The organism is Bradyrhizobium sp. 153 (assembly GCF_023073835.1).
Lineage (GTDB): Bacteria > Pseudomonadota > Alphaproteobacteria > Rhizobiales > Xanthobacteraceae > Bradyrhizobium.
Map to the genome: position 1 here is coordinate 37190 of NZ_JADPKH010000045.1, position 19239 is coordinate 56428.

17 protein-coding genes are annotated in these 19239 nt (G+C 64.3%); 10 read left to right on the plus strand and 7 right to left on the minus strand.

The window, feature by feature from the left end; all coding sequences use genetic code 11:
- The first annotated feature begins 233 nt into the window (after positions 1 to 233).
- From IVA91_RS12305 to IVA91_RS12315, 3 genes are all read left to right on the plus strand, one after another.
- Positions 234 to 1322: a hypothetical protein gene (locus IVA91_RS12305; RefSeq protein ID WP_247458794.1), complete on the plus strand. Its 1089-nt coding sequence runs from the start codon at positions 234 to 236 to the stop codon at positions 1320 to 1322.
- A 136-nt stretch (positions 1323 to 1458) separates the two neighbouring features.
- Positions 1459 to 1893 (plus strand): hypothetical protein, encoded by a 435-nt coding sequence (locus IVA91_RS12310; RefSeq protein ID WP_247280041.1) that lies wholly within the window; start codon positions 1459 to 1461, stop codon positions 1891 to 1893.
- A gap of 801 nt (positions 1894 to 2694) precedes the next feature.
- Positions 2695 to 5157: an EAL domain-containing protein gene (locus tag IVA91_RS12315; protein ID WP_247280870.1), complete on the plus strand. Its 2463-nt coding sequence runs from the start codon at positions 2695 to 2697 to the stop codon at positions 5155 to 5157.
- Here IVA91_RS12315 and IVA91_RS12320 read toward each other — a convergent pair.
- From IVA91_RS12320 to thrS, 3 genes are all read right to left on the minus strand, one after another.
- Positions 5143 to 6411: a serine hydrolase domain-containing protein gene (locus tag IVA91_RS12320; RefSeq protein ID WP_247280871.1), complete on the minus strand. Its 1269-nt coding sequence runs from the start codon at positions 6409 to 6411 to the stop codon at positions 5143 to 5145. The genes IVA91_RS12315 and IVA91_RS12320 overlap by 15 nt on opposite strands.
- A gap of 63 nt (positions 6412 to 6474) precedes the next feature.
- Positions 6475 to 7038: a nitroreductase gene (locus IVA91_RS12325; protein ID WP_247280872.1), complete on the minus strand. Its 564-nt coding sequence runs from the start codon at positions 7036 to 7038 to the stop codon at positions 6475 to 6477.
- Between the two features lie 93 nt (positions 7039 to 7131).
- A complete protein-coding gene (gene thrS / locus IVA91_RS12330) occupies positions 7132 to 9174 on the minus strand; it encodes a threonine--tRNA ligase (protein WP_247280873.1) in 2043 nt (680 codons plus the stop codon).
- Between the two features lie 186 nt (positions 9175 to 9360).
- On the opposite strand from thrS, the gene IVA91_RS12335 reads away from it, so the two are divergent.
- Positions 9361 to 10536 (plus strand): MFS transporter, encoded by a 1176-nt coding sequence (locus IVA91_RS12335; protein ID WP_247280874.1) that lies wholly within the window; start codon positions 9361 to 9363, stop codon positions 10534 to 10536.
- A gap of 91 nt (positions 10537 to 10627) precedes the next feature.
- Positions 10628 to 11005, plus strand: a complete 378-nt coding sequence (locus tag IVA91_RS12340; protein ID WP_091889385.1) for a hypothetical protein — start codon at positions 10628 to 10630, stop codon at positions 11003 to 11005.
- 41 nt (positions 11006 to 11046) lie between these two features.
- Here IVA91_RS12340 and IVA91_RS12345 read toward each other — a convergent pair whose 3' ends face one another.
- Positions 11047 to 12372: an alpha/beta hydrolase gene (locus IVA91_RS12345; RefSeq protein WP_247418197.1), complete on the minus strand. Its 1326-nt coding sequence runs from the start codon at positions 12370 to 12372 to the stop codon at positions 11047 to 11049.
- A gap of 321 nt (positions 12373 to 12693) precedes the next feature.
- On the opposite strand from IVA91_RS12345, the gene IVA91_RS12350 reads away from it, so the two are divergent.
- Together IVA91_RS12350 and IVA91_RS12355 are read left to right on the plus strand one after the other, a co-directional pair.
- Entirely contained in the window at positions 12694 to 14067 is a 1374-nt protein-coding gene (locus IVA91_RS12350; RefSeq protein ID WP_247280876.1) for an amino acid permease, read from the plus strand.
- A complete protein-coding gene (locus IVA91_RS12355) occupies positions 14064 to 15275 on the plus strand; it encodes a hypothetical protein (protein ID WP_247418122.1) in 1212 nt (403 codons plus the stop codon). The genes IVA91_RS12350 and IVA91_RS12355 overlap by 4 nt, the downstream gene beginning before the upstream one ends.
- On the opposite strand, the gene IVA91_RS12360 is transcribed toward IVA91_RS12355, so the two are convergent.
- Entirely contained in the window at positions 15276 to 15485 is a 210-nt protein-coding gene (locus IVA91_RS12360; protein WP_247280878.1) for a hypothetical protein, read from the minus strand.
- Between the two features lie 83 nt (positions 15486 to 15568).
- On the minus strand, positions 15569 to 15907 hold the full coding sequence (gene yidD, locus IVA91_RS12365; protein ID WP_247280879.1) for a membrane protein insertion efficiency factor YidD: 339 nt from the start codon (positions 15905 to 15907) through the stop codon (positions 15569 to 15571).
- Between the two features lie 249 nt (positions 15908 to 16156).
- On the opposite strand from yidD, the gene IVA91_RS12370 reads away from it, so the two are divergent.
- The gene (locus IVA91_RS12370; protein ID WP_247280956.1) at positions 16157 to 17068 is read left to right on the plus strand and encodes a hypothetical protein; all 912 of its coding nucleotides are present in this window, start codon (positions 16157 to 16159) and stop codon (positions 17066 to 17068) included.
- Positions 17069 to 17218: 150 nt separating this feature from the next.
- Here the strand turns inward: IVA91_RS12370 and IVA91_RS12375 are convergent, their stop codons facing one another.
- On the minus strand, positions 17219 to 17674 hold the full coding sequence (locus IVA91_RS12375; protein WP_247280880.1) for an iron-sulfur cluster assembly scaffold protein: 456 nt from the start codon (positions 17672 to 17674) through the stop codon (positions 17219 to 17221).
- Between the two features lie 241 nt (positions 17675 to 17915).
- Between IVA91_RS12375 and folE the strand changes: the two genes are divergently transcribed.
- Positions 17916 to 18608, plus strand: a complete 693-nt coding sequence (folE, locus tag IVA91_RS12380; RefSeq protein WP_247280881.1) for a GTP cyclohydrolase I FolE — start codon at positions 17916 to 17918, stop codon at positions 18606 to 18608.
- A 29-nt stretch (positions 18609 to 18637) separates the two neighbouring features.
- Positions 18638 to 19060, plus strand: a complete 423-nt coding sequence (gene hisI, locus IVA91_RS12385) for a phosphoribosyl-AMP cyclohydrolase (protein WP_247280882.1) — start codon at positions 18638 to 18640, stop codon at positions 19058 to 19060.
- Positions 19061 to 19239: the final 179 nt, after the last annotated feature.

The window sequence follows — 19239 nt, forward strand, 5'->3', positions numbered from 1 at the left end:
AAAAACTCCCCTGGGCCAGGCCCGTATCACTAGACTAAGCACCGCACTGGCACTCCGCCAGAACCGGGGCAGAGCATGGTTTATGCCGCTTTGGGAAGGGCACAGGGCAGGAGTATGGCGATGGACGGTTGCTGCGAGACTAATCACGCAGGCGTCAACCGGGTTCCAAATGACCGTATTCCAGCGGGTTCCTGAGGCTTGAATTTGCCGCGTTTTCAGTGAAAAGCAGGGACATGACACGCGGGGGTGACGGCATCATCAGATGGCGGCGCAGCGATCGGCTGCTGCCGGCGCTGACCCTTGCGGCGTGCCTTGCGTCCTTCGGCCTGGTCTCCCTTGGCCAAAACGCGGCGCAAGCGCAGCTTTTCTCCGATCGTCCGCCGCCGGTGCCCCCTGCGTCGGTGCCGGATCCCGGCGGCGCCATCAATCTGGCACCGCCCTCGGGGGCAGGCGCCGGGCCGCTGAGCCTGCCGCCGACCCTGATGCAGCCGACTTCGCCCACCATGCCGCCGCCCGCGGTCACGACCGTGCCGCCGGCCGCGCCGCTGAATGCGGCCGTGCCCGGCCAGGGCGTGCTGTCGCTGACCGCGAAATACGGCAAGGATGCTCCGCCGATCACCAGCGGCCTGGTCTGGCGCGTATTTGCCGACCGTCCCGACGAGAACGGCACCTTCAAGCTGATCCGCGAGGACCGCAACGCCACGCCCAACATCGTGCTGCCGCCGGGCAATTACGTCGTGCACGTCGCCTTCGGCCTCGTCAGTGCGGTGCGCACCGTCAGCCTGAAAGCGGAGACCGACCGTGAATCCTTCGTGCTGCCGGCCGGGGGCTTGCGCATCGAGGGCCGCGTCGGCACCAGCCGCATTCCGCAGAACCAGATCTCGTTCGCGATCTACAAGGGCAGCCAGTTCGAATCCGGCGAGCGGGCTTCCCTGGTGCCGAACGTCGCCGCCGGCGACGTCGTGCTGATACCGGAGGGCACCTACTACATCGTCTCCAACTATGGCGATGCCAACTCTGTGGTGCGCTCCGACATCCGCGTCCAGGCCGGCAAGCTCACCGACGTCACCATCACCCACCGCGCTGCCGTGATCACGCTCAAGCTCGTCAGCGACAGGGGCGGGGAAGCGCTGGCCAACACCGCCTGGTCGGTGCTGACCCCGGGCGGCGACGTCATCAAGGAATCGATCGGCGCCTTCCCGCGCGTCGTGCTCTCCGAAGGCGAATACCGCGCCATCGCCAAGAACGAGGGCAAGGTCTACGAGCGCGGCTTCAACGTCGTGAACGGCGTCGACGGCGAAGTCGAGGTCGTCGCGCGGTGATGCTGGCGGCGATGCCCGCCGGTGGTGGTCTGGTCCGGATGCTGGGCTTCGCGCCTCGAAGATCCTCCGCTTCTCACATGGCGCACAAGCGCACCATCTTCCGTTACCTCTGCGATAGGTGAGCAGACGCTCACTGTTGCCGCTCCTGTGTTTTGAATCCATAGGCCTGCGCGGCCAAGCAGCGTCTCGAGGCGCGAAGCAACACCGCCATCAGCGCCTTATTCCCGAAGCGCGAGTTCACCGCACCGGTGGACGCTCAATTCCGATCATCAATTTTTATTCTCTTTCCATCCTGCTGGGTTATATGTCGCAGTCGGATGCGCAGATCATCGACGCCTGCGCCATCGGTAATGAGCAGGGGGCCCGGCCCGTCGGCATGTTCGAAGTGGTCCTAACAAGGCGCAAGCGGTTTGGCTGGCGATGGCAAGTGTGCGACCAGTCCGGCAAGATATTTGCGGACGGGTTCGAGCGCACGCGCCCGTCCGCCAAATATCAAGGCGAACGCGCGCTGTTCTTCCTGCTGTCGCAGGCCCATTTGAACGACCGCTCCGCCGCCTCGAGCGAGGACTAGCGGCACACCTGCGCTTTGCACTGAATTCGTAACCGGGTGAGCGGCTTGTCTGCACTAGCTCGGCGAGCGAAGTCGGAAGCGACACTCGGGATGCACGGCAAGATTCCCGGATCTCGCTTCGCTCATTCGGATTACGAGACCTTGCGTTGCCCGCCGGGCGAAACACCAAGCCGTGGGTCAACGTGCGCCATCCAAAATATTCCGCTTTACCGAAATTCGGAAATCGCGTATGTGTCGCCCAAGCAAGAGGGGCGTATCGCGATCGTCACGACACGCGGGCCGGGCGGCGGTGGACGCAGGTCACATCGGCGCGAAGGGCTTCGCAGGGCGGAGAGCGGGCGGTTTTGCGAGAACCGCCCGTTTGCACATTCTGGCAGATTTCCCAGACACAAGAGCGCGACATAAGCCGTTCCAACCATCCGCGCATGAAGCACACGCAATCTGCTCTTGGCATGGCGGTCCATCGGAGCCAACCGGCTCCCGGTCTTCCCTGCGCCTTCTTTCATGAGAGGGCAAGGCATCGAGACAAAGCTCGGGCGAACAAGCCGCGAGGATGCGAAGATGTGTCTGCGATTGAGCTGGGCGTTAGAGGTCGCAATGCCGACGTTGATGCAGTTGCGCGACGCCGCGTCCACTTCAGCATGCGTAGAAGCGCAACCGTCATAGTCTCTAACGCCCACTAACCAACACCTGACTTAAAACTGTCATAATCACCGAACGGAACCTGCGCCTGTGCGCTCTTTACACGCCGTTAAGCGCACCTGCATTGGGATGCGCCCGCATAGTGCGTTGGGGACTGCCATGAGTGCCGCAAAGAAAGTGCCGGGAAAACCGGCCGCCGAAATGTTCGATGACATCCCGGTGCTTCAACGCAAATGGCGTGCCGCGTTGAAGCCGGGCGAACGGCTGCCGCGTTACGAGGACGTGATGCTCGGCAGCCTCGGACGACTCGCCGACCATATTGCGCTGCTGAAAGGTGACGGCGCGCTCGAACTGTCGCGCAGCGGACGTTACGTGCAGAAATGGCTCTGCGAGGAGCGCTGGGACATTCCCGTCGCGGAGCTGTCGCCCGACTGCGCCACAGCGCTGACGGAAGCGGCCGCGATCGCGCTCGCAACGGGGCGGCCGCATCACGCGAGCGCGCATTGCGTGCGCGACGGCATGGTCAGGACCTACGATCTACTGGCGCTGCCGACCGCCTCGCGCTGGAGCGCGACGCTGGTCGGCACCTACATCAACGAGCGCGGGACGCAATATAATCTCCTCGACGCAATTTTTTCCGCGACCGATGACGCGGTCGTCTCGCTGACGACGCTGCGCGACGCAAGCGGCAAGCCGTTCGATCTCCAGATCGTGCACCACAACAAGAGTGCGAGCGCGCTGCTGAAGGCCGCGACCGGAAGCCTGCTATGGCGGCGGGTCAGTGAGGCAGGCACGCTGCTGGCCGCGCCCGAGATTATGGACTTCCTGCTCAAGGCCGTCTCGGGCGGCCGCTGCGAGCAGCTCGAGATCGAGAGCGACGGACGACACCTGCGCCTCGGCACCACCGCCTTCGCCGACGTGGTCTCGTTGACGATCTCCGACGTCACCGCATTGAAGCGGCGCGACGCCTCGTTCCGCCTGCTGTTCGACAACAACCCGATGCCGATGTGGGTGTTCGACGCACAGACTAAGCAATTCCTTGGCGTCAATGACGCCGCGGTCCAGCATTACGGTTACAGTCGCGCCACCTTCCTGCGCATGAAGCTGCACGAGATCTGGCCCGAGGACGAGTGGAAGAGCCACGCCGAGGCGCTCGAGCGCGTCGGCGATGCCTATCATTCCTCGCGCAACTGGCGGCACTTACGCGCCGACGGCAGCGAGATCGAGGTGCTCACCTTCGGCCGGCGCGTCGCCTTCGACGATCGCGACGGCTATCTGGTCGCGGTGGTCGACATCACCGAACGGCGCAAGGCCGAGGCGCGGATCGCCCACATGGCCCATCACGACGGGCTCACGGACCTGCCGAACCGCGAATATTTCCAGGAGCGGCTGAAGCAGGCGCTCGACCAGGCCGGCGGAAAGCGGGTCGGCGTGCTCTACATCGATCTCGACCTGTTCAAGAACATCAACGATTCCTTCGGGCATCCGGCGGGCGACCGCCTGCTCAAGCAAGTTGCCGAACGCCTGACCAATGCGGTTCGCGGTGCCAATCTCGCGGCGAGGCTCGGTGGTGACGAGTTCGCCGTCATCCTGGCGGCCGACGTCTCGCCGAACGAGGCCAGCGCCTGCGCGACCCTGCTGATCGACATGTTGAAGGCGCCCTATGAGATCGATGGCCAGGAGATGGTGATCGGCGCCAGCATCGGGATCGCGCTGTCACCGGGGGATGGCATGACGTCCGAGGAATTGATGCGCAACGCCGACATGGCCCTGTACCGGGCGAAGTCCGACGGCGGCTGCGTGCACCATTTCTTCGAGCGCGAGATGGACCTTCAGGCGCAGAAGCGCCGCGACATGGAGCTCGACCTGCGCCGCGCCTTTGCCAATGGCGAGTTCGAGCTGCACTACCAGCCGTTGGTGTCGATCGCATCCGACCGCATCTCCGGCTTCGAATCGCTGTTGCGCTGGCGGCACCCGGACAAGGGCATGATCTCGCCCGCCGAGTTCATTCCGGTCGCCGAGGACATCGGCCTGATCACCCAGCTTGGCGAATGGGTGTTGCGCGAGGCCTGCGCCGAAGCCGTCAAATGGCCTGGCGACGTCAAAGTCGCGGTCAATCTGTCGCCGGCGCAATTCCGCAGCCGCAATCTGGTTCAGGTCGTGATCTCCGCTCTGGCGCAGTCCGGCCTGTCGTCGAGGCGGCTCGAGCTCGAGATCACCGAGTCGATCTTCCTGGCGGAGACCGAATCCAACCTCGCCACGCTGCATCAATTGCGCGAGCTCGGCGTCGGCATCTCCATGGACGATTTCGGCACCGGCTATTCCAGCCTCAGCTATCTCCGCAGCTTCCCCTTCGACAAGATCAAGATCGACCGTTCCTTCATCAAGGATCTGGCGCAGCGGCCCGATTGCGGCGCGATCGTGCGCGCGATCTCCGGTCTTGGCCGCAGCCTCAACATCACCACCACGGCGGAAGGCGTCGAGACCGAGGATCAGCTCGACTGGCTGCGCGCCGAGGGCTGCAACGAGGTGCAGGGCTTCCTGTTCAGCGCAGCGCGGCCCGCCGCCGAGATCGCAAAGCTGCTCGCCGATTTCGGCCAGCGCGCCTCACGGGCGGCGTAGATCCGGAGGATAGCAATCGTAGACCAGTGCCTTGAAGGCGGGTGTGATGCGGCTGCGCTCGTTCTGGGTCTGCTGCATCATGAGGTAGGCCATGTCGAGCTTGGGATCGACGCCGAAATAGGTGCCGCTGCCACTGTCCCATTTCAACTCGCCGATCGAGCCCGGCGGCGGCGGTTTCGCGTTGCCGGGATCGGTGCGCACCGCAAGACCGTAGCCATAGCCGAAGCCGTCGCCCGGGAAATAGAAATAGTCGCGTCCGACGCCGGACCCTGGTCCGATGTGGTCGGTCGTCATGGCCTTGAACGCAGCCGGGCTCAGATAACGCTTGCCCTCGAACTGGCCGCCGTTGAGCAGCATCTGCGCGAAGCGCTGATAATCGGTGATGGTCGAGAGCAGCCCACCGCCGCCGGACTGCCATTCGGGATGGTCGAGGCGCTCGCGCTCGGCGGCGAGCAGGATGAAATCGTTCGGCAGCGGCCGCGCCATCCGCGCCAGCTCGTCCTCCGTCGCCAGCGCAAATTTGGTGCTGCTCATGCCGAGCGGATCGAAGATGCGTGCTTTCAGGAATTCGTACAGCGTCTGGCCCGAGATGATCTCGATGACGGCGCCGAGCACGTCGGTGGAATGACCGTAGCGCCACAACGTTCCCGGCTGCCGCGCCAGCGGCAGCTTCGCGATCCGATCGGCGAATTCCCTGTTGTTGAACTGACCTTCGAAGATATTGGCGGCCTTGTAGGCCTGCTCGACCCATTTGCCGCCAATATAATCGTAGCTGATGCCCGAGGTGTGCCGCAGCAGGTCCTCGATGTTGACGGGACGGACCGGCGGCACGAGATCGAGCTCCAGCTTGCCGTCGGGCTTGGTAATCTCGAGGCCCACCTTGGTATCGGCGAAGAGCGGGACGTATTTCGACACGGGGTCGGTGAGCGCGAGCTTGCCCTCATCGATCAGCATCATCGCGCCGAGGCATGTGATCGGCTTGGTCATCGAGTGGATGGCGAAGATCGTGTCCGGCGTCATGGCAAGGCCGGTCCGGACGTCGCGCACGCCGAACGTCTTGAAATAGACCGGCTTGCCGTGCTGCTGGACCAGGATGACGGCGCCCGGCAGCCGGCCGCTCGTTACCTCGTTGTTGAAATATGCGGTGATGCGATCGAGCCCGTCGGGCGACGGGGAAGGGATGTCGGCGGCGCGACCTCGCGCCATCGAGCCGGCGAGCACCGCGGCTCCGACCAGAAACTCACGCCGTCTCATCCGGGCTTCCTCCCTCGGCGGGATCAAAGCCGCAAGACGCCAAGGGCGTCAACAAGACATCGATTAAAAACGCGTCACGATCTCCGCAAGGAACGGTCGCGGACGGTCTTCGCTTGGCTTGGTCGGCGTGCCGATATGGACGAAGCCGGCGAGCTTTTCGTCCGGCTTGAGGCCGAGGCCGTCCAGCACGTCGCGATCGAAGGCGAACCAGCCGGTCAGCCAGCAGGCGCCGTAGCCGAGGGCGGTTGCGGCCGTGACGATGTTCATGGCGCTGGCGCCCGCCGACAATTCCTGCTCGAAGGCCGGCACCTTCGGATGCGGCTTGGTGAAGCTGACGACGCCGATCACCAGCGGCGCGTCGGTGAGGCGCTTGCGCTCGATCTCGATGTCGGCGGTGGGCGCGCCTGGATTCTTCCGGGCAAAGACTTTTGCGATCACCTCGCCGGCGCGCTGGCGGGCATCGCCCTCGAAAATGATGAAGCGCCAGGGCGCCAGCTTGCCATGATCAGGCACGCGCGCGCCGATGGTGAGGATGGTCTCGAGCTCGGCTGCGGAGGGGCCGGGCTCGGTCATTTCGCGCGGCTTCACCGAGCGGCGGGTCTTCAGGAGTTCGATGGCATCGGGCACTGCGATATCCTCTTCAGCTGGTCGGCGAACGTGCACACCCGAGATAGGCATGCACGCCCGCAACCGGAAGCGAATTTAGATCGATTTCAGGGATCAGAGGGCGCCACGCGCCCGCTGGACGTCCGGCGGCGTTGCCTCGTGGACCAGCGCGGCGATCGCCTCCTGCGTCGTCATCACCTTCTGGCCGTCGCTGCCGAGCCGGCGGACCGAGACCGAATGCGTCTCGGCTTCCTTCTTGCCGACCACGAGCAGCGCCGGGATCTTGGCCAGCGAGTGCTCGCGGACCTTGTAGTTGATCTTCTCGTTCCGCAGGTCGATCTCGACCCGAAGGCCTGCGCGCCGCGCCTGCTCAACGACCTGCTTGGCATATTCGTCGGCTTCCGAGGTGATGGTGGTGACCACCACTTGGACCGGCGAGAGCCAGAGCGGGAAGCTGCCGGCATAGTGCTCGATCAGGATGCCGATATAGCGTTCCATCGAGCCGCAAATCGCGCGGTGCACCATCACCGGCGGTTTCTTGCCGCCGTCATGGTCGATGTAGAACGCGCCGAACCGCTCGGGCAGGTTGAAGTCGACCTGGGTGGTGCCGCACTGCCAGTCGCGACCGATGGCGTCGCGCAGCACATATTCGAACTTCGGGCCGTAGAAGGCGCCTTCACCCGGATTGATCTCGGTCTTGATGTGGTTGTTCTGCGACTGGATCTCGCGCAGCACCGTCGCCATCACACGCTCCGCGTGATCCCACATCGCGTCGGTGCCGACGCGTTTCTCCGGCCGGGTCGAGAGCTTCACGGTGAGATCGCCGGTGAAGCCGAAGTCGGCGTAGGTCGACAGGATCAGGTCGTTGATCTTCAGGCATTCCTCGGCGAGCTGATCCTCGGTGCAGAAGATGTGCGCATCGTCCTGGGTGAAGCCGCGCACGCGCATCAAGCCGTGCATGGCACCGGAGGGCTCATAGCGATGCACCACGCCGAACTCGGCAAGGCGCAAAGGCAGGTCGCGATAGCTTTTCAGGCCGTGCTTGAAGATCTGCACGTGACCGGGGCAGTTCATGGGCTTGAGCGCAAACCAGCGCTTATCCTCGGCCTCGTCGCCGGCCGACTGCGCCGCGAACATGTTCTCGCGATACCAGCCCCAATGGCCCGAGGTCTCCCACAGCACCTTGTCGAGGATCTGCGGCGCGTTGACCTCGCTGTAGTCGCCGGTCAGGCGTCGCCGCATATAGGCGATGAGCTGCTGGAAGATGGTCCAGCCCTTCGGGTGCCAGAACACGACGCCCGGACCTTCCTCCTGGAAATGGAAAAGGTCGAGCTCGCGTCCGAGCTTGCGATGGTCGCGCTTCTCGGCCTCCTCGATCTGCTTGAGGTAGGCGTCGAGGTCCTCCTGCTTGGCGAAAGCGGTGCCGTAGATGCGGGTCAGCATCGGGTTATTGCTGTCGCCGCGCCAATAGGCGCCGGCGACCTTCATCAGCTTGAAGGCATTGCCGACCTTGCCGGTCGAGGTCATGTGCGGGCCGCGGCAGAGATCGAACCAGTCGCCCTGGTAGTAGATCTTGATCGGCTCGTTGCCGGGAATGGCGTCGACCAGCTCGACCTTGAAGGCTTCGCCCTTGTCGCGGAACACCTGTTTGGTCTTTTCGCGATCCCACACCTCCTTGGTGAAAGGTTTGTCGCGCGCGATGATCTCGCGCATCTTCTTTTCGATCGCGGCAAAATCTTCCGGGGTGAACGGCTCGTTGCGGAAGAAGTCGTAGTAGAAACCGTTCTCGATCACCGGGCCGATCGTGACCTGGGTGCCCGGCCACAGCGATTGCACGGCTTCGGCCAGCACGTGCGCGCAGTCGTGGCGGATCAATTCGAGCGCGCGGGGATCATCGCGATGGACGAACTCGATCCGGGCGTCGGCCTCAATCGGGTCGTTGAGGTCGGCGAGCGTGCCGTCGAGTGCCATCGCCACAGTGCGCTTGGCCAGCGACGGCGAAATGCCCTTGGCGATATCGAGGCCGGTGATGCCCTTGTCGAACTGACGCTGGGCGCCGTCGGGGAAGATGAGGGTGACTCTGGGGGCGGGGGTCGCGGGCTTCAGATTGGAGAGGCTGTACTGGAAGCCGGACTCGGATTTGGGCTGGTCGGTCATTGCTTTACTCCTGAGGCTCACTCCTGCGAACGAGCGCAGGTAAGCGGGAACGAGCGATATATCAGCCGATTCGGCCTGCGCAATCCGGCAATTCCAAGAAAGTGGCGCGCAAAAGCCGGGACGGTGCACCAACTATTTCAGACCGTGCCCTTTAACAGACCGCAGCTCTGCTCTACATGCACTTGCATGGAAAGATCGCCTGCTGTCCGCCGCTTCGCGCCAACCGCTCTGATGCTCGGCAACATCGTCACCGGCTGCTCGGTGCTTGCGCCGGCGGGCATGCTGCCGGAATTGGCGACTGGGCTCGACGTCAGCATCCATGCGGCCGGGCTCCTGATCACCTTTGGCGCCATCACGCTGTGCATTGGTTCGCCGCTGACGGCCTGGCTCACCAGTCGCATCGAACGGCGGACGCTGCTCACGACGACGCTGGCCGTGCTTGCTCTCGGCAATCTTGCCTCGGCCTTTGCACCCGATTATGCGAGCCTCCTTGCAATCCGTCTGGTGATGCTCGCGATCGGCGCGCTCTATACGCCGCAGGCTGCCGGCACGGCGGCGCTGATCGTGCCGGTGGAGCGACGCGGCAGCACCATCGCCTACATCTTCCTCGGCTGGTCGCTCGCTGCCGCCGTCGGCCTGCCGCTGATCACCTTCATCGCCAGCCGCTATGGCTGGCGCGCCGCCTATGGCGAGATCGGCGCGCTCGGCTGCATCAGCTTCCTGTTGCTGCTGCTGCGCCTGCCGGCGGGCCTGAAGGGCGCGCCGGTGGACATCAAGACTTGGGCCGAGGTCGCCCGCAGCAGGGCCATCCTGCTCCTGCTCGCGATCACCATGCTGCAAATGTCCGGGCAGTTCGTGGTGTTCACCTTCATGGGCCCGCTGCTCAAGAAGCTCACCGGCGCCGGACCCGATGCCATCGGCATCGTGTTTGCCCTGTACGGGGTCTGCGGCTTCCTCGGCGTCGCCATCGCGACTCGCATCGTCGATACCTGGGGGCCTTATCGCACCTCGCTGCTGTTCACCTGCCTCCTGCTTGCGGGGGTCACGGGCTGGGCGCTCGGCGCCGGCACGCTTGTCTTGATGGCGGGCGCGGTCGCGGTCTGGGGCCTTGGCTTTGCCTCGACCAATTCGATGCAGCAGGTGCGGCTGGTCGCGGCCGCGCCATCACTGGCGTCGGCGACCGTCGCCCTCAACACGTCCGTCCTCTATATCGGTCAGGCGGTCGGCTCGGCCATCGGCGGATTACTGTTCGCCCGCGAGCTCCTGCACACGCTCGGCTTCGTCGCGGTCGGTTTCGTGGTGCTGGCGCTGCTGCTGGTGTTCCTGACCAGGCCCCGGCGAGCCGCCGCCGCAACAGCCTGAATCTCGCAGCTTCCTATGCGCAAGGTGCTTGGCAAACCGAGCATGAGGGCGCTAGAACGCCATGCATGGGGACCAAAGAGAGTTGACTGAAATGAGGATGATTCTGGCGGTTGCCGCGGTGCTCTATTCAGCCTCCGCATTTGCGCAAGCCGACAAGCCACCGATGGTGGGGGACAAGCCGCTGGTGCAGGTCAAGCCCAAAGGGACCAAAGAGGCTGCGGCCAAACCCGCTGCGGCGGCGAAGGGTAAGCCGCAATCGATCGCGGCGCGGCTCCAGGCCTGCCTCGAGATCGACGACGGCACCAAGGACCGCCTCAACTGCTACGACGCCGTGATCCCGCCGGCGCCGAAGCCGAAGCCGGCGAAGGCCAAGGGCTACGCAGACTGCCGTTTCTTCAAGGAAGAGGACGAGCGGCTGGCCTGCTTCAACGGCTTTGCCGAGAGCATTCCGAAGCTGCCGAAAACCTAAGCGAGAGACCGGGCCCCTCGGCGCCTTAGAGTCACGTCCGTTTAGCGGCTCGATGCGGGTGGATTGGTAGAGGCCACGCGCGTGAGCGCGAGCGCGGGCGTCGCCGACATCTTCACCAGCACGTCCTTGAGCGGATCCCGCGTCCAGGCCCTCGTCACGTAGTCGCGATGGGTGATGCCCTCGCCAGTCTCGACGAACACCACGCTGCCGGGCCGCAATGGCTCGTCCATGTCCTCGGAGACGCTGATGCCCTTCTGCCGCAGCAGGCTCATCAGCTCGCGGTCGCGCCGCGCGGTGTAGCGGGTGTAGGCGCTGACGAAGAAGCCGGAACGGTGGCTCTCGATCCAGGCCGCGAACTTGTCCATTTCGCCATAGACGGCGTCGAGCAGCACGACGCCGCGGACGCGGTCACTGATGCCGCCGACCTCCAGGCTCCAAGCCGTCGGCAGGAAGCCGCCGCTATAGCCGACGATCACGATCGGCATGTTGGCGAAGGCCCGCGCGCTGTTGGGATCGCCGGTCAGGCGGGCGAGGTGGTTGGCCGATTCCTCCATGAAGCGCTTGAAGCCGCCCGCCTGCCAGAATTTGCCGGCGCTGGAATCGGCGGCATCGACTGCCATCTGCGGCGCAAGCAGGACGGCATTGGCGCCGGAATCGGTGATCTGCTTCGGCACCAGCTGCCGGTCGCGCACATCGCGCTCGAGCGTGGCGCCATTGCCGTGGAAGAACACCACGATCACGCCCGGCTTGCGAACGTCGAAATGCTCTGGGACGTGCACCAGCACGCGGCTGTCGCTGTAGGTTTCGTCCTGCCAGTAGACGCGCCCCGAATAGCTGCGGTGGCCGCGGCGGTCACCCTTGGAGATGTTGAGGAAGGGTGCGTCGGAGGCGGGGTTGTTGCCGAAATAGGGAAAGGCCGACGACTTCATGCTGACGAGCGTCGTCAGGTCCTCACGGGGCGGGCGCTTGTAGGGGAGCTGCGGCTCGAGCGAAGCGACCTTGTAGGGCGCCTGCTCAGCCTGGGGCTGCTGCTGGACGGCGCGCTTGGGCGAGAAGTCCGACATCTGCCGTTGCAGCAAGCTCTCGCTCGCCGAGGGGAAACGCTCCTTGAACTGCGGGGCCGGAAAGCGATCTTCGAACGTGTCGCCGCTTGCCACCTGCGCATTTGTCTTTGCGACGACCTGCACGTTGGCCTGCGAGTTCGCCGCGAGCGCCGCCGGATTGGGGGCCTTGCCGCATTGAACCAGCGTCAGCGACAGCGGCACCAGGGCTAGAATCAAGCCGACCCGGAGCACACGACCGCGCGCGCCGGACGTCGTCCGATCGGCACGCGCGTTCGCTCTCAGTTTCGGAACGGCCCCGACCATCCACCCATGACCCCAAGTCACGTCCATCGGCAATTTCAAATCAATTCAGCCGACTGGCGTTTAGGTGACGTTAAGCGTCCAGAGAAATTTCCCCACATCCGGAACCGTCAAAGGGACCATACAATCGTGTCGTGATTGTGGGGAAGGGAAAAGGGATTCTCGGGGGTGGTGCAGCTTTATCGCCCAAGACCGTGCGTGAAAGGTGTCAACATACCCGTCACGCCTGCCTCATTTAACCCTTGTTAACCCTGCTTGAATTGACTGGATCAATCTGCACGATGCCTCCCGATGAGGCGTGACGCCTGAGGCTTGAGAACCCCGATGACGGCATCAGATGCGGGTACCGCGCCCTGGACTGGCCGGCTGACCGAAAGCGGGTCGGGGGTCTCTGTTCTGGTCGCAACCGCCATCGTCATTGCCGACATGATTGGGGTCGGCGTCTTCACCAGCCTCGGCTTCCAGGTCAAGGACATCCCGTCCGGCTTCTCGATCCTGCTGCTCTGGACGGTCGGCGGCATCGTCGCGCTGTGCGGGGTGTTCTCCTACAGCGAGTTGGGCGCGATGTTTCCGCGCTCGAGCGGGGAGTACAATTTCCTCGGCCGCGCCTATCATCCCGCCTTCGGCTTTCTCGCCGGCTGGGTCTCGGCCACGGTGGGGTTTGCGGCGCCAGTCGCGCTCGCCGCGATGGCGTTCGGCGAATATGCCAAATCGGTCGCGGACGATCTGCCTCCGATCCCGCTCGCCATCGGCGTGGTGTGGCTGGTCTCGCTCGTGCAACTGACCGGCGTCAGGCACTCCTCGACGTTCCAATTGATCTCGACGATTTTGAAGGTCGTGCTGATCGTCGCCTTCCTGGTGGCCGGCTTCGTCATCGGCGTGCCGCAGCAGATCGCCTTCACGCCGCAGCCGGGCGATCTCGCCCACATCGTCAGCGCGCCCTTCGCGATCGGGCTCGTCTTCGTGATGTACTCGTTCTCGGGCTGGAATGCCGCGACCTACATCATAGGCGAGATGACCACGCCGCAGCGGAGCCTGCCGCGCGCATTGCTTGTGGGCACGCTGATCGTGCTCGTCCTCTATGTCGCGCTGAACGCGGTGTTCCTCTACTCGACGCCGGTCAGTGCGCTGGCGGGCCAGCTCGACGTTGCCAGCGTCGCCGGCAGCGCCATCTTCGGCGGCCTCGGCGGCCGGATCGTCGGCGCGATGATCTGTGCCGGTCTGATCTCCTCGATCAGCGCGATGATGTGGATCGGCCCGCGGGTGATGATGACGATGGGCGAGGACATTCCGGCGCTGCGCGTGTTCTCGCAGCGATCGGCGAACGGTGCGCCGGCCTATGCCATCCTGTTTCAGCTCGCCGTCGCGACCCTGCTGCTGTTCACGCGCAGCTTCGAGGCGGTGCTCGACTTCATCCAGTTCGCGCTGCTGTTCTGCTCGTTCTTCACCGTCGCCGGCGTCATCAAGCTCCGCATCACCGATCCCGATTTGCCGCGGCCCTATCGCGCCTGGGGATACCCGTTCACGCCGCTCGTTTTCCTGCTCGTGACCGCGTTCATGATGTACTACCTCTTGATCGAGCGGCCGGTGCAGTCGCTGTCGGGGATGCTCGTCATGCTCTCGGGTCTGTTGATTTATGTCGTCTTCCGCAGGCGGCCGGTGGCCGCTGCCGCTTCACCACATCGCGAATCGACATGATCCGACCCCTGAGAATTGCGGCCGTCGCTCTTGCCTTGCTGGCTGCGGCTGTCTCGTCCGCACGCGCCGCCGACGTCACCTTCGACGACACTGCGCGCTTCCTTGCGGGCATGCAGCCGTCGGCGGACTCGCCGCTGGTGCCGCTCACGAAGGATCCAGGCTGGCAGCGTCATGCAAAATTCTTTGACAGCGCCTTCGCCCAGCTCGAGCAGCGGCAGCTCTCGAAGATCCGCAATTGGGCCGACGTCAATCTCGCCGCGCCGCGGCCAACCATGTTCTACATGTTCAGCGGCCCGGACTTCCTCTACGCCAATGCCTTCTATGCCAACGCCAGCACCTACGTGCTTGGCGCGCTGGAGCCGGTGGGAGCGGTGCCCGAGCTGACGCGGCTGCCGCGTAGTTCGATCGGCGCTGCGCTCTACAACGTCGAGCGCTCGCTCGGCTCGATCCTGAGCTTTTCCTTCTTCATTACCAAGCAGATGAAGGTCGACCTGCACGCCAATCAGGTCAACGGTACGCTGCCGATCCTCTATGTTTTCCTCGCGCGCTCCGGCAAGACCATCCGCAATGTCGAGATGATCGCGCTCGACAACAAGGGCGGGGTTCACACGGCCGGCGACAATCCGGGACCCAACGCGACGCATGGCGTCCGCATCACCTTCGCCGGCAGCGACGGGGAAGCGCGCACGCTGTATTATTTCTCTACTGATCTTTCCAATTCCGGTGCGCGCGCGGCCGGCTTCCTGAAATTCTGCGAGACGCTGGGCCCCGGCAACAGCCTGCTCAAGAGCGCGTCCTATCTGCTGCATTCCGGCAATTTTACCCTCGTGCGCGACTGGCTCCTCGCCAACAGCGCCACCATCATCCAGGACGATTCCGGCATTCCGCTCGCGAACTACAATGCACGGCAATGGCGGTTCTTTCCGTTCGGCCGCTATCTCGGTCCGATCGATGAATTCGCAAGCCGCTACCAGGAGCGCTATGCCGAATTGTTCACGCGCGCCCAGCCGATCGATTTCGGCGTGGGCTATCGCTGGCGGACGCACGAATCGAACTTGCTGCTGTCGGTGAAGGTGCCGGGCAGCGAGATCGCGCCGGCGGAGACCACCTCGTCCGCCGAGCCGTCGTCAAAGCCGCCGCGACCGAAGCGGCTACGCCCGCCGGAGTCGATCCCGCCGCAGTCCGGACGTTTCTTCTGGTTCCGCTAGCTACCAGTGCACATTCTGGCTCGGCACGATGAACGCCGTCGTGCTTGGCGGCGTGGCGAAGCTCGTCGCCAGATACCAGCCGGAGCCGAGCACGAACACCAGTAGGGCGACGATCGCGAGCAGATCGATGATTCTGGGATCGTGATGGCCTCTCCGACCAGAATTGAGACCAGGTCCGGAGGGAAAATGACGGCTGATTTTCCAGCGCATTGTTGTTTCCTCCCGATGGGAGCATCACATCAACGCGAGGCGAGAGTTCCGGTTCCGACCGCGACGGCACAGCACCGCAGCACTCAGGATGCGTTGACCCCGCGCCAGCGGCCGTAGCGCCAGGGCACATACCAGCGCGCGCCTTGCGGTGCGGTGAGCGGTACGTTGTCGATGCCCGAGGTGCCGAAGGGATTGCAGCGCAATAGGCGCGCGAGTGTCATCCAGCCGCCGGCCCAGAGTCCGAACCGTTCGATCGCTTCGTCGCCGTAGACGGAGCAGGTCGGCAGGTGCCGGCAATTGTAACCAACCAGAGGCGACAACGTGTGCCGATAGAGCCAGATCAGCGCGCGGCCGAATCGGCGCGGGAGCCGGAGCGCGCCCGCGACCGGGCTGGAACAGTGCTCGCAGGCTGAATGCTTCATGTGCGCTTTGCTGTCAGGTTAAGCGAAGTATTGCTCAGTTCCGCAGCAGGGAACTGTAAGCTGTTGTTTGCGCGCCATATTTTGCCTGCTTTCTGGGAGCAGTGCAGCAAGTATCTGTGGACGATCTGTATTCGCCCGGATACCATTTTTATGACGCCCGTGTGTAGAAACATACGCCTGTATGATGGACTCAGAGGGCGCTACCGGGGATTGTTTGGGGACCTTTTAGGGCTTGGGGAAGGAACCAGATTGAGACTTCTGAACTCCCTTAATCTTCGCGGCTGGTTGCTGGTGGGAACCGCCGTGTGTGGAGTCGCGCTGGCTGGCGCCGTCGCGACCCTTGGAACGTCAGCGCGAGCCGGTGCTGCGCTCGAAGAGCGCAAGCTGCCGATGAAGTTCAGCTGGGTGGCCTGCGAGCCGAACTGCCGCGGCTGGGTCAGCGCGGTCGGAATCATCACCGCCGATACGCCGAAGGCTTTTGAGGAGTTTTCTCGCGGGCGCCAGCTGGGCGGCGCCACGGTGGTGCTCGACTCCAGCGGCGGCTCGGTCAACGACGCGATCACGCTCGGCCGGCGCTTCCGCAACCTCGGACTTCTGACCACGGTCGGAATCAGCGTTCAGAACCGCGGCGGGCAAGGCGCCCGTCCGGCGGTCGCGCCGGGGGCCTATTGCGAATCGATGTGCGTGTTCCTGCTGCTCGCCGGCAAGAAGCGCTATGTGCCGGAAGCTGCCCATGTCCGGGTCCACCAGATCTGGATGGGCGACCGCGCTGACGATGCCAAGGCTGCGAGCTACAGCGCCCAGGACCTGATGATCGTGGAGCGCGACATCGGCCGGCTGGCCAAATACACGTTCGACATGGGGGGTGCCGGCGATCTGCTGTCGCTCGCACTCAGCGTGCCGCCGTGGGAAGATTTGCATGAGCTCGACGCCGGAGAGCTTAAGCTCACCAATCTCGTGACCACCGACCTCGTGGCCGACGTGTTGCCGCATGTGGACATCTCCGCACCGGCGATGGCGGAGCTTACATCGAAGACGCAGGCCAGGTACGGCGCGGAACCGGAGCAGCCGCAGCAATCTGCCAAATCAACCAAGACCGCGGAAGCCCTGGTGCCGACGGCCGGCGGCGTGGCGACACCAGCGGCGGCGGCGCAGAAGTAAACGATATGCTTTGATGGGTCATTCCGTGGCGCGCGACAGCGCCAGCCCGGAAGATCGGCAATCTCTGGATCCGGGTTCGATGCGGAGCATGTCGTCGACCCGGCCAATACGCCGGGTCCGGTGGCATCGCCCCGGAACGACGGAGAGCACTCAGCCCTGAGCCGCCGCCGGCTGCTTCGCCTTGGCCTCGATCTGGCCGATAGCATCGACCACCGCATCGAAGGTGAGAAGGGTCGAGGCATGCCGCGCCTTGTAGTCGCGGACCGGCTCGAGGAACTTGATCTCTTCCCATTTTCCTTCAGGAGGCGCACCGTTCTCCTTCAGCATCTTGCGAACGGTTTCGCGCAACTCACGGAGTTCGCTCGCAGTCGACCCCACGATCCGACTTGCCATGATGGACGAAGAGGCCTGTCCCAAGGCGCAGGCCTTCACGTCATGGGCGAAGTCGGTGACGGTGTTCCCGTTCATCTTGAGGTCGACCTTCACGGTCGAGCCGCACAGCTTGGAGTGGGCAGTGGCCGAGGCATCGGGGTCCGACAGCCGCCCGAGCCGCGGAATATTCCCGGCCAGTTCGATGATCCGCTTGTTGTAGATGTCGTTCAGCATGTGATGGAGTCCAGCACTTCCGCACCCGATCGGCCTTGGCGGGCGGCGTCCAGGGTCCTATATAGGGTCGGAACTCGCGGAAAAACAGTCCAGCGGCCCACCGGCGGTGATCCAGAATGGTGCGGCCGGCGTGGCGACGAGCGGACCTTTTTCGCCGAGACTGTTCTGTTCAGGCGTCCGGCGGCTTGCCGCCCCGTCTGCCGGTGACACTCCGGCCGTAAGGCCGTCGAACGGAGTCGATATGGACGCTGCAATCAAATCCATCCGCCCCAACAAGCCCTCGGACCGCCAGCCCGAGAGCCGCCCGGCCGAGCTTGATCCCGCTGAATTTCTCGCGGCCGCCGTCCGCGCCGACCAGCCGCGCCCTGCGCGCGCCGAGGCGGAAGCAGCGGTGAAGACGCTGCTCGCCTATATCGGCGAGGATACCGAGCGCGAAGGCCTGCTCGACACGCCGCGCCGCGTGGTCGAGGCCTTCGACGAGCTCTATCAGGGCTACCATCAATGCCCGGCCGAGGTCCTGGACCGCACCTTCGGCGAGACGGCGGGCTATGACGATTTCGTCCTGGTGCGGGATATCGAGTTCACCTCGCAATGCGAGCATCACATGATGCCGTTCTACGGCAAGGCGCACATCGCCTATACGCCGGTGGAGCGCGTCGTCGGCCTATCCAAGCTCGCGCGCCTGACCGATATCTTCGCCCGCCGGCTCCAGACCCAGGAACATCTGACGGCGCAGATCGCGGCCGCCATCGACGAGGTCCTCAAGCCGCGCGGCGTGGCCGTGCTGATCGAGGCCGAGCATACCTGCATGTCGGTGCGCGGTGTCGCCAAGCATGGCGCTTCCACCTTCACCAGCCGCTTCACCGGCATGTTCCGGGACAATCCGGCGGAACAGGCCCGTTTCCTGTCCCTTGTGCGAGGCCTGCAGCGCTGACCTCGCCAACGTTTTAAGCGAGGACGCTCGTGTCCGCCCACTCTCACGAAGTCGAGGAAGGTCTCGCCTTCCTGCCGAAATTCGACGCCGCGGGCCTTGTGACGTGCGTGGCAACCGACGTCGTCAATGGCGACGTCCTCATGGTCGCGCACATGAATGACGAGGCGCTGCGCAAGACGATCGCGACCGGCGAAGCCTGGTACTTCAGCCGCTCGCGCAACGCCTTGTGGCGAAAAGGTGAGACATCGGGTCAGACCCAGCGCGTGGTCGAGATACGCACCGATTGCGACCAGGACGCGGTCTGGATCCGCGTCGAGCAGATCGGCGCGGCCTGCCATACCGGGCGACGTTCGTGCTTCTACCGCAAGGTCGAGGCCGAGGGCGGCGGCGCTAGGCTCGTCTTCGTTGATGCCGAGCGGCTGTTCGATCCGGGCGACATCTACAAGAAGTAGCCATCCGTCATTCTGGGGCATGTGAAGCACGAGCCCGGAATCGATCGTGCGATATCATGTGCGGTGGAATGGATTCTGGGGCTCGCAGCTTCGGTGCGCCCCCGAACGACTCGGTTCGGCAGGGCGAGAGCCAAATTTACCCCGCATTAACCATACCTGTTCCACGGTGAGACGACTGG

Excerpts from the sequence above, each read along its gene's own strand:
- IVA91_RS12305 (WP_247458794.1), top strand. The coding sequence starts at position 234 with ATGACACGCGGGGGTGACGGCATCATCAGATGGCGGCGCAGCGATCGG.
- IVA91_RS12315 (WP_247280870.1), top strand. The coding sequence starts at position 2,695 with ATGAGTGCCGCAAAGAAAGTGCCGGGAAAACCGGCCGCCGAAATGTTC.
- IVA91_RS12320 (WP_247280871.1), bottom strand. The coding sequence starts at position 6,411 with ATGAGACGGCGTGAGTTTCTGGTCGGAGCCGCGGTGCTCGCCGGCTCG.
- thrS (WP_247280873.1), bottom strand. The coding sequence starts at position 9,174 with ATGACCGACCAGCCCAAATCCGAGTCCGGCTTCCAGTACAGCCTCTCC.
- IVA91_RS12335 (WP_247280874.1), top strand. The coding sequence starts at position 9,361 with ATGGAAAGATCGCCTGCTGTCCGCCGCTTCGCGCCAACCGCTCTGATG.
- IVA91_RS12340 (WP_091889385.1), top strand. The coding sequence starts at position 10,628 with ATGAGGATGATTCTGGCGGTTGCCGCGGTGCTCTATTCAGCCTCCGCA.
- IVA91_RS12345 (WP_247418197.1), bottom strand. The coding sequence starts at position 12,372 with ATGGTCGGGGCCGTTCCGAAACTGAGAGCGAACGCGCGTGCCGATCGG.
- IVA91_RS12350 (WP_247280876.1), top strand. The coding sequence starts at position 12,694 with ATGACGGCATCAGATGCGGGTACCGCGCCCTGGACTGGCCGGCTGACC.
- IVA91_RS12355 (WP_247418122.1), top strand. The coding sequence starts at position 14,064 with ATGATCCGACCCCTGAGAATTGCGGCCGTCGCTCTTGCCTTGCTGGCT.
- IVA91_RS12360 (WP_247280878.1), bottom strand. The coding sequence starts at position 15,485 with ATGCGCTGGAAAATCAGCCGTCATTTTCCCTCCGGACCTGGTCTCAAT.
- yidD (WP_247280879.1), bottom strand. The coding sequence starts at position 15,907 with ATGAAGCATTCAGCCTGCGAGCACTGTTCCAGCCCGGTCGCGGGCGCG.
- IVA91_RS12375 (WP_247280880.1), bottom strand. The coding sequence starts at position 17,674 with ATGCTGAACGACATCTACAACAAGCGGATCATCGAACTGGCCGGGAAT.
- folE (WP_247280881.1), top strand. The coding sequence starts at position 17,916 with ATGGACGCTGCAATCAAATCCATCCGCCCCAACAAGCCCTCGGACCGC.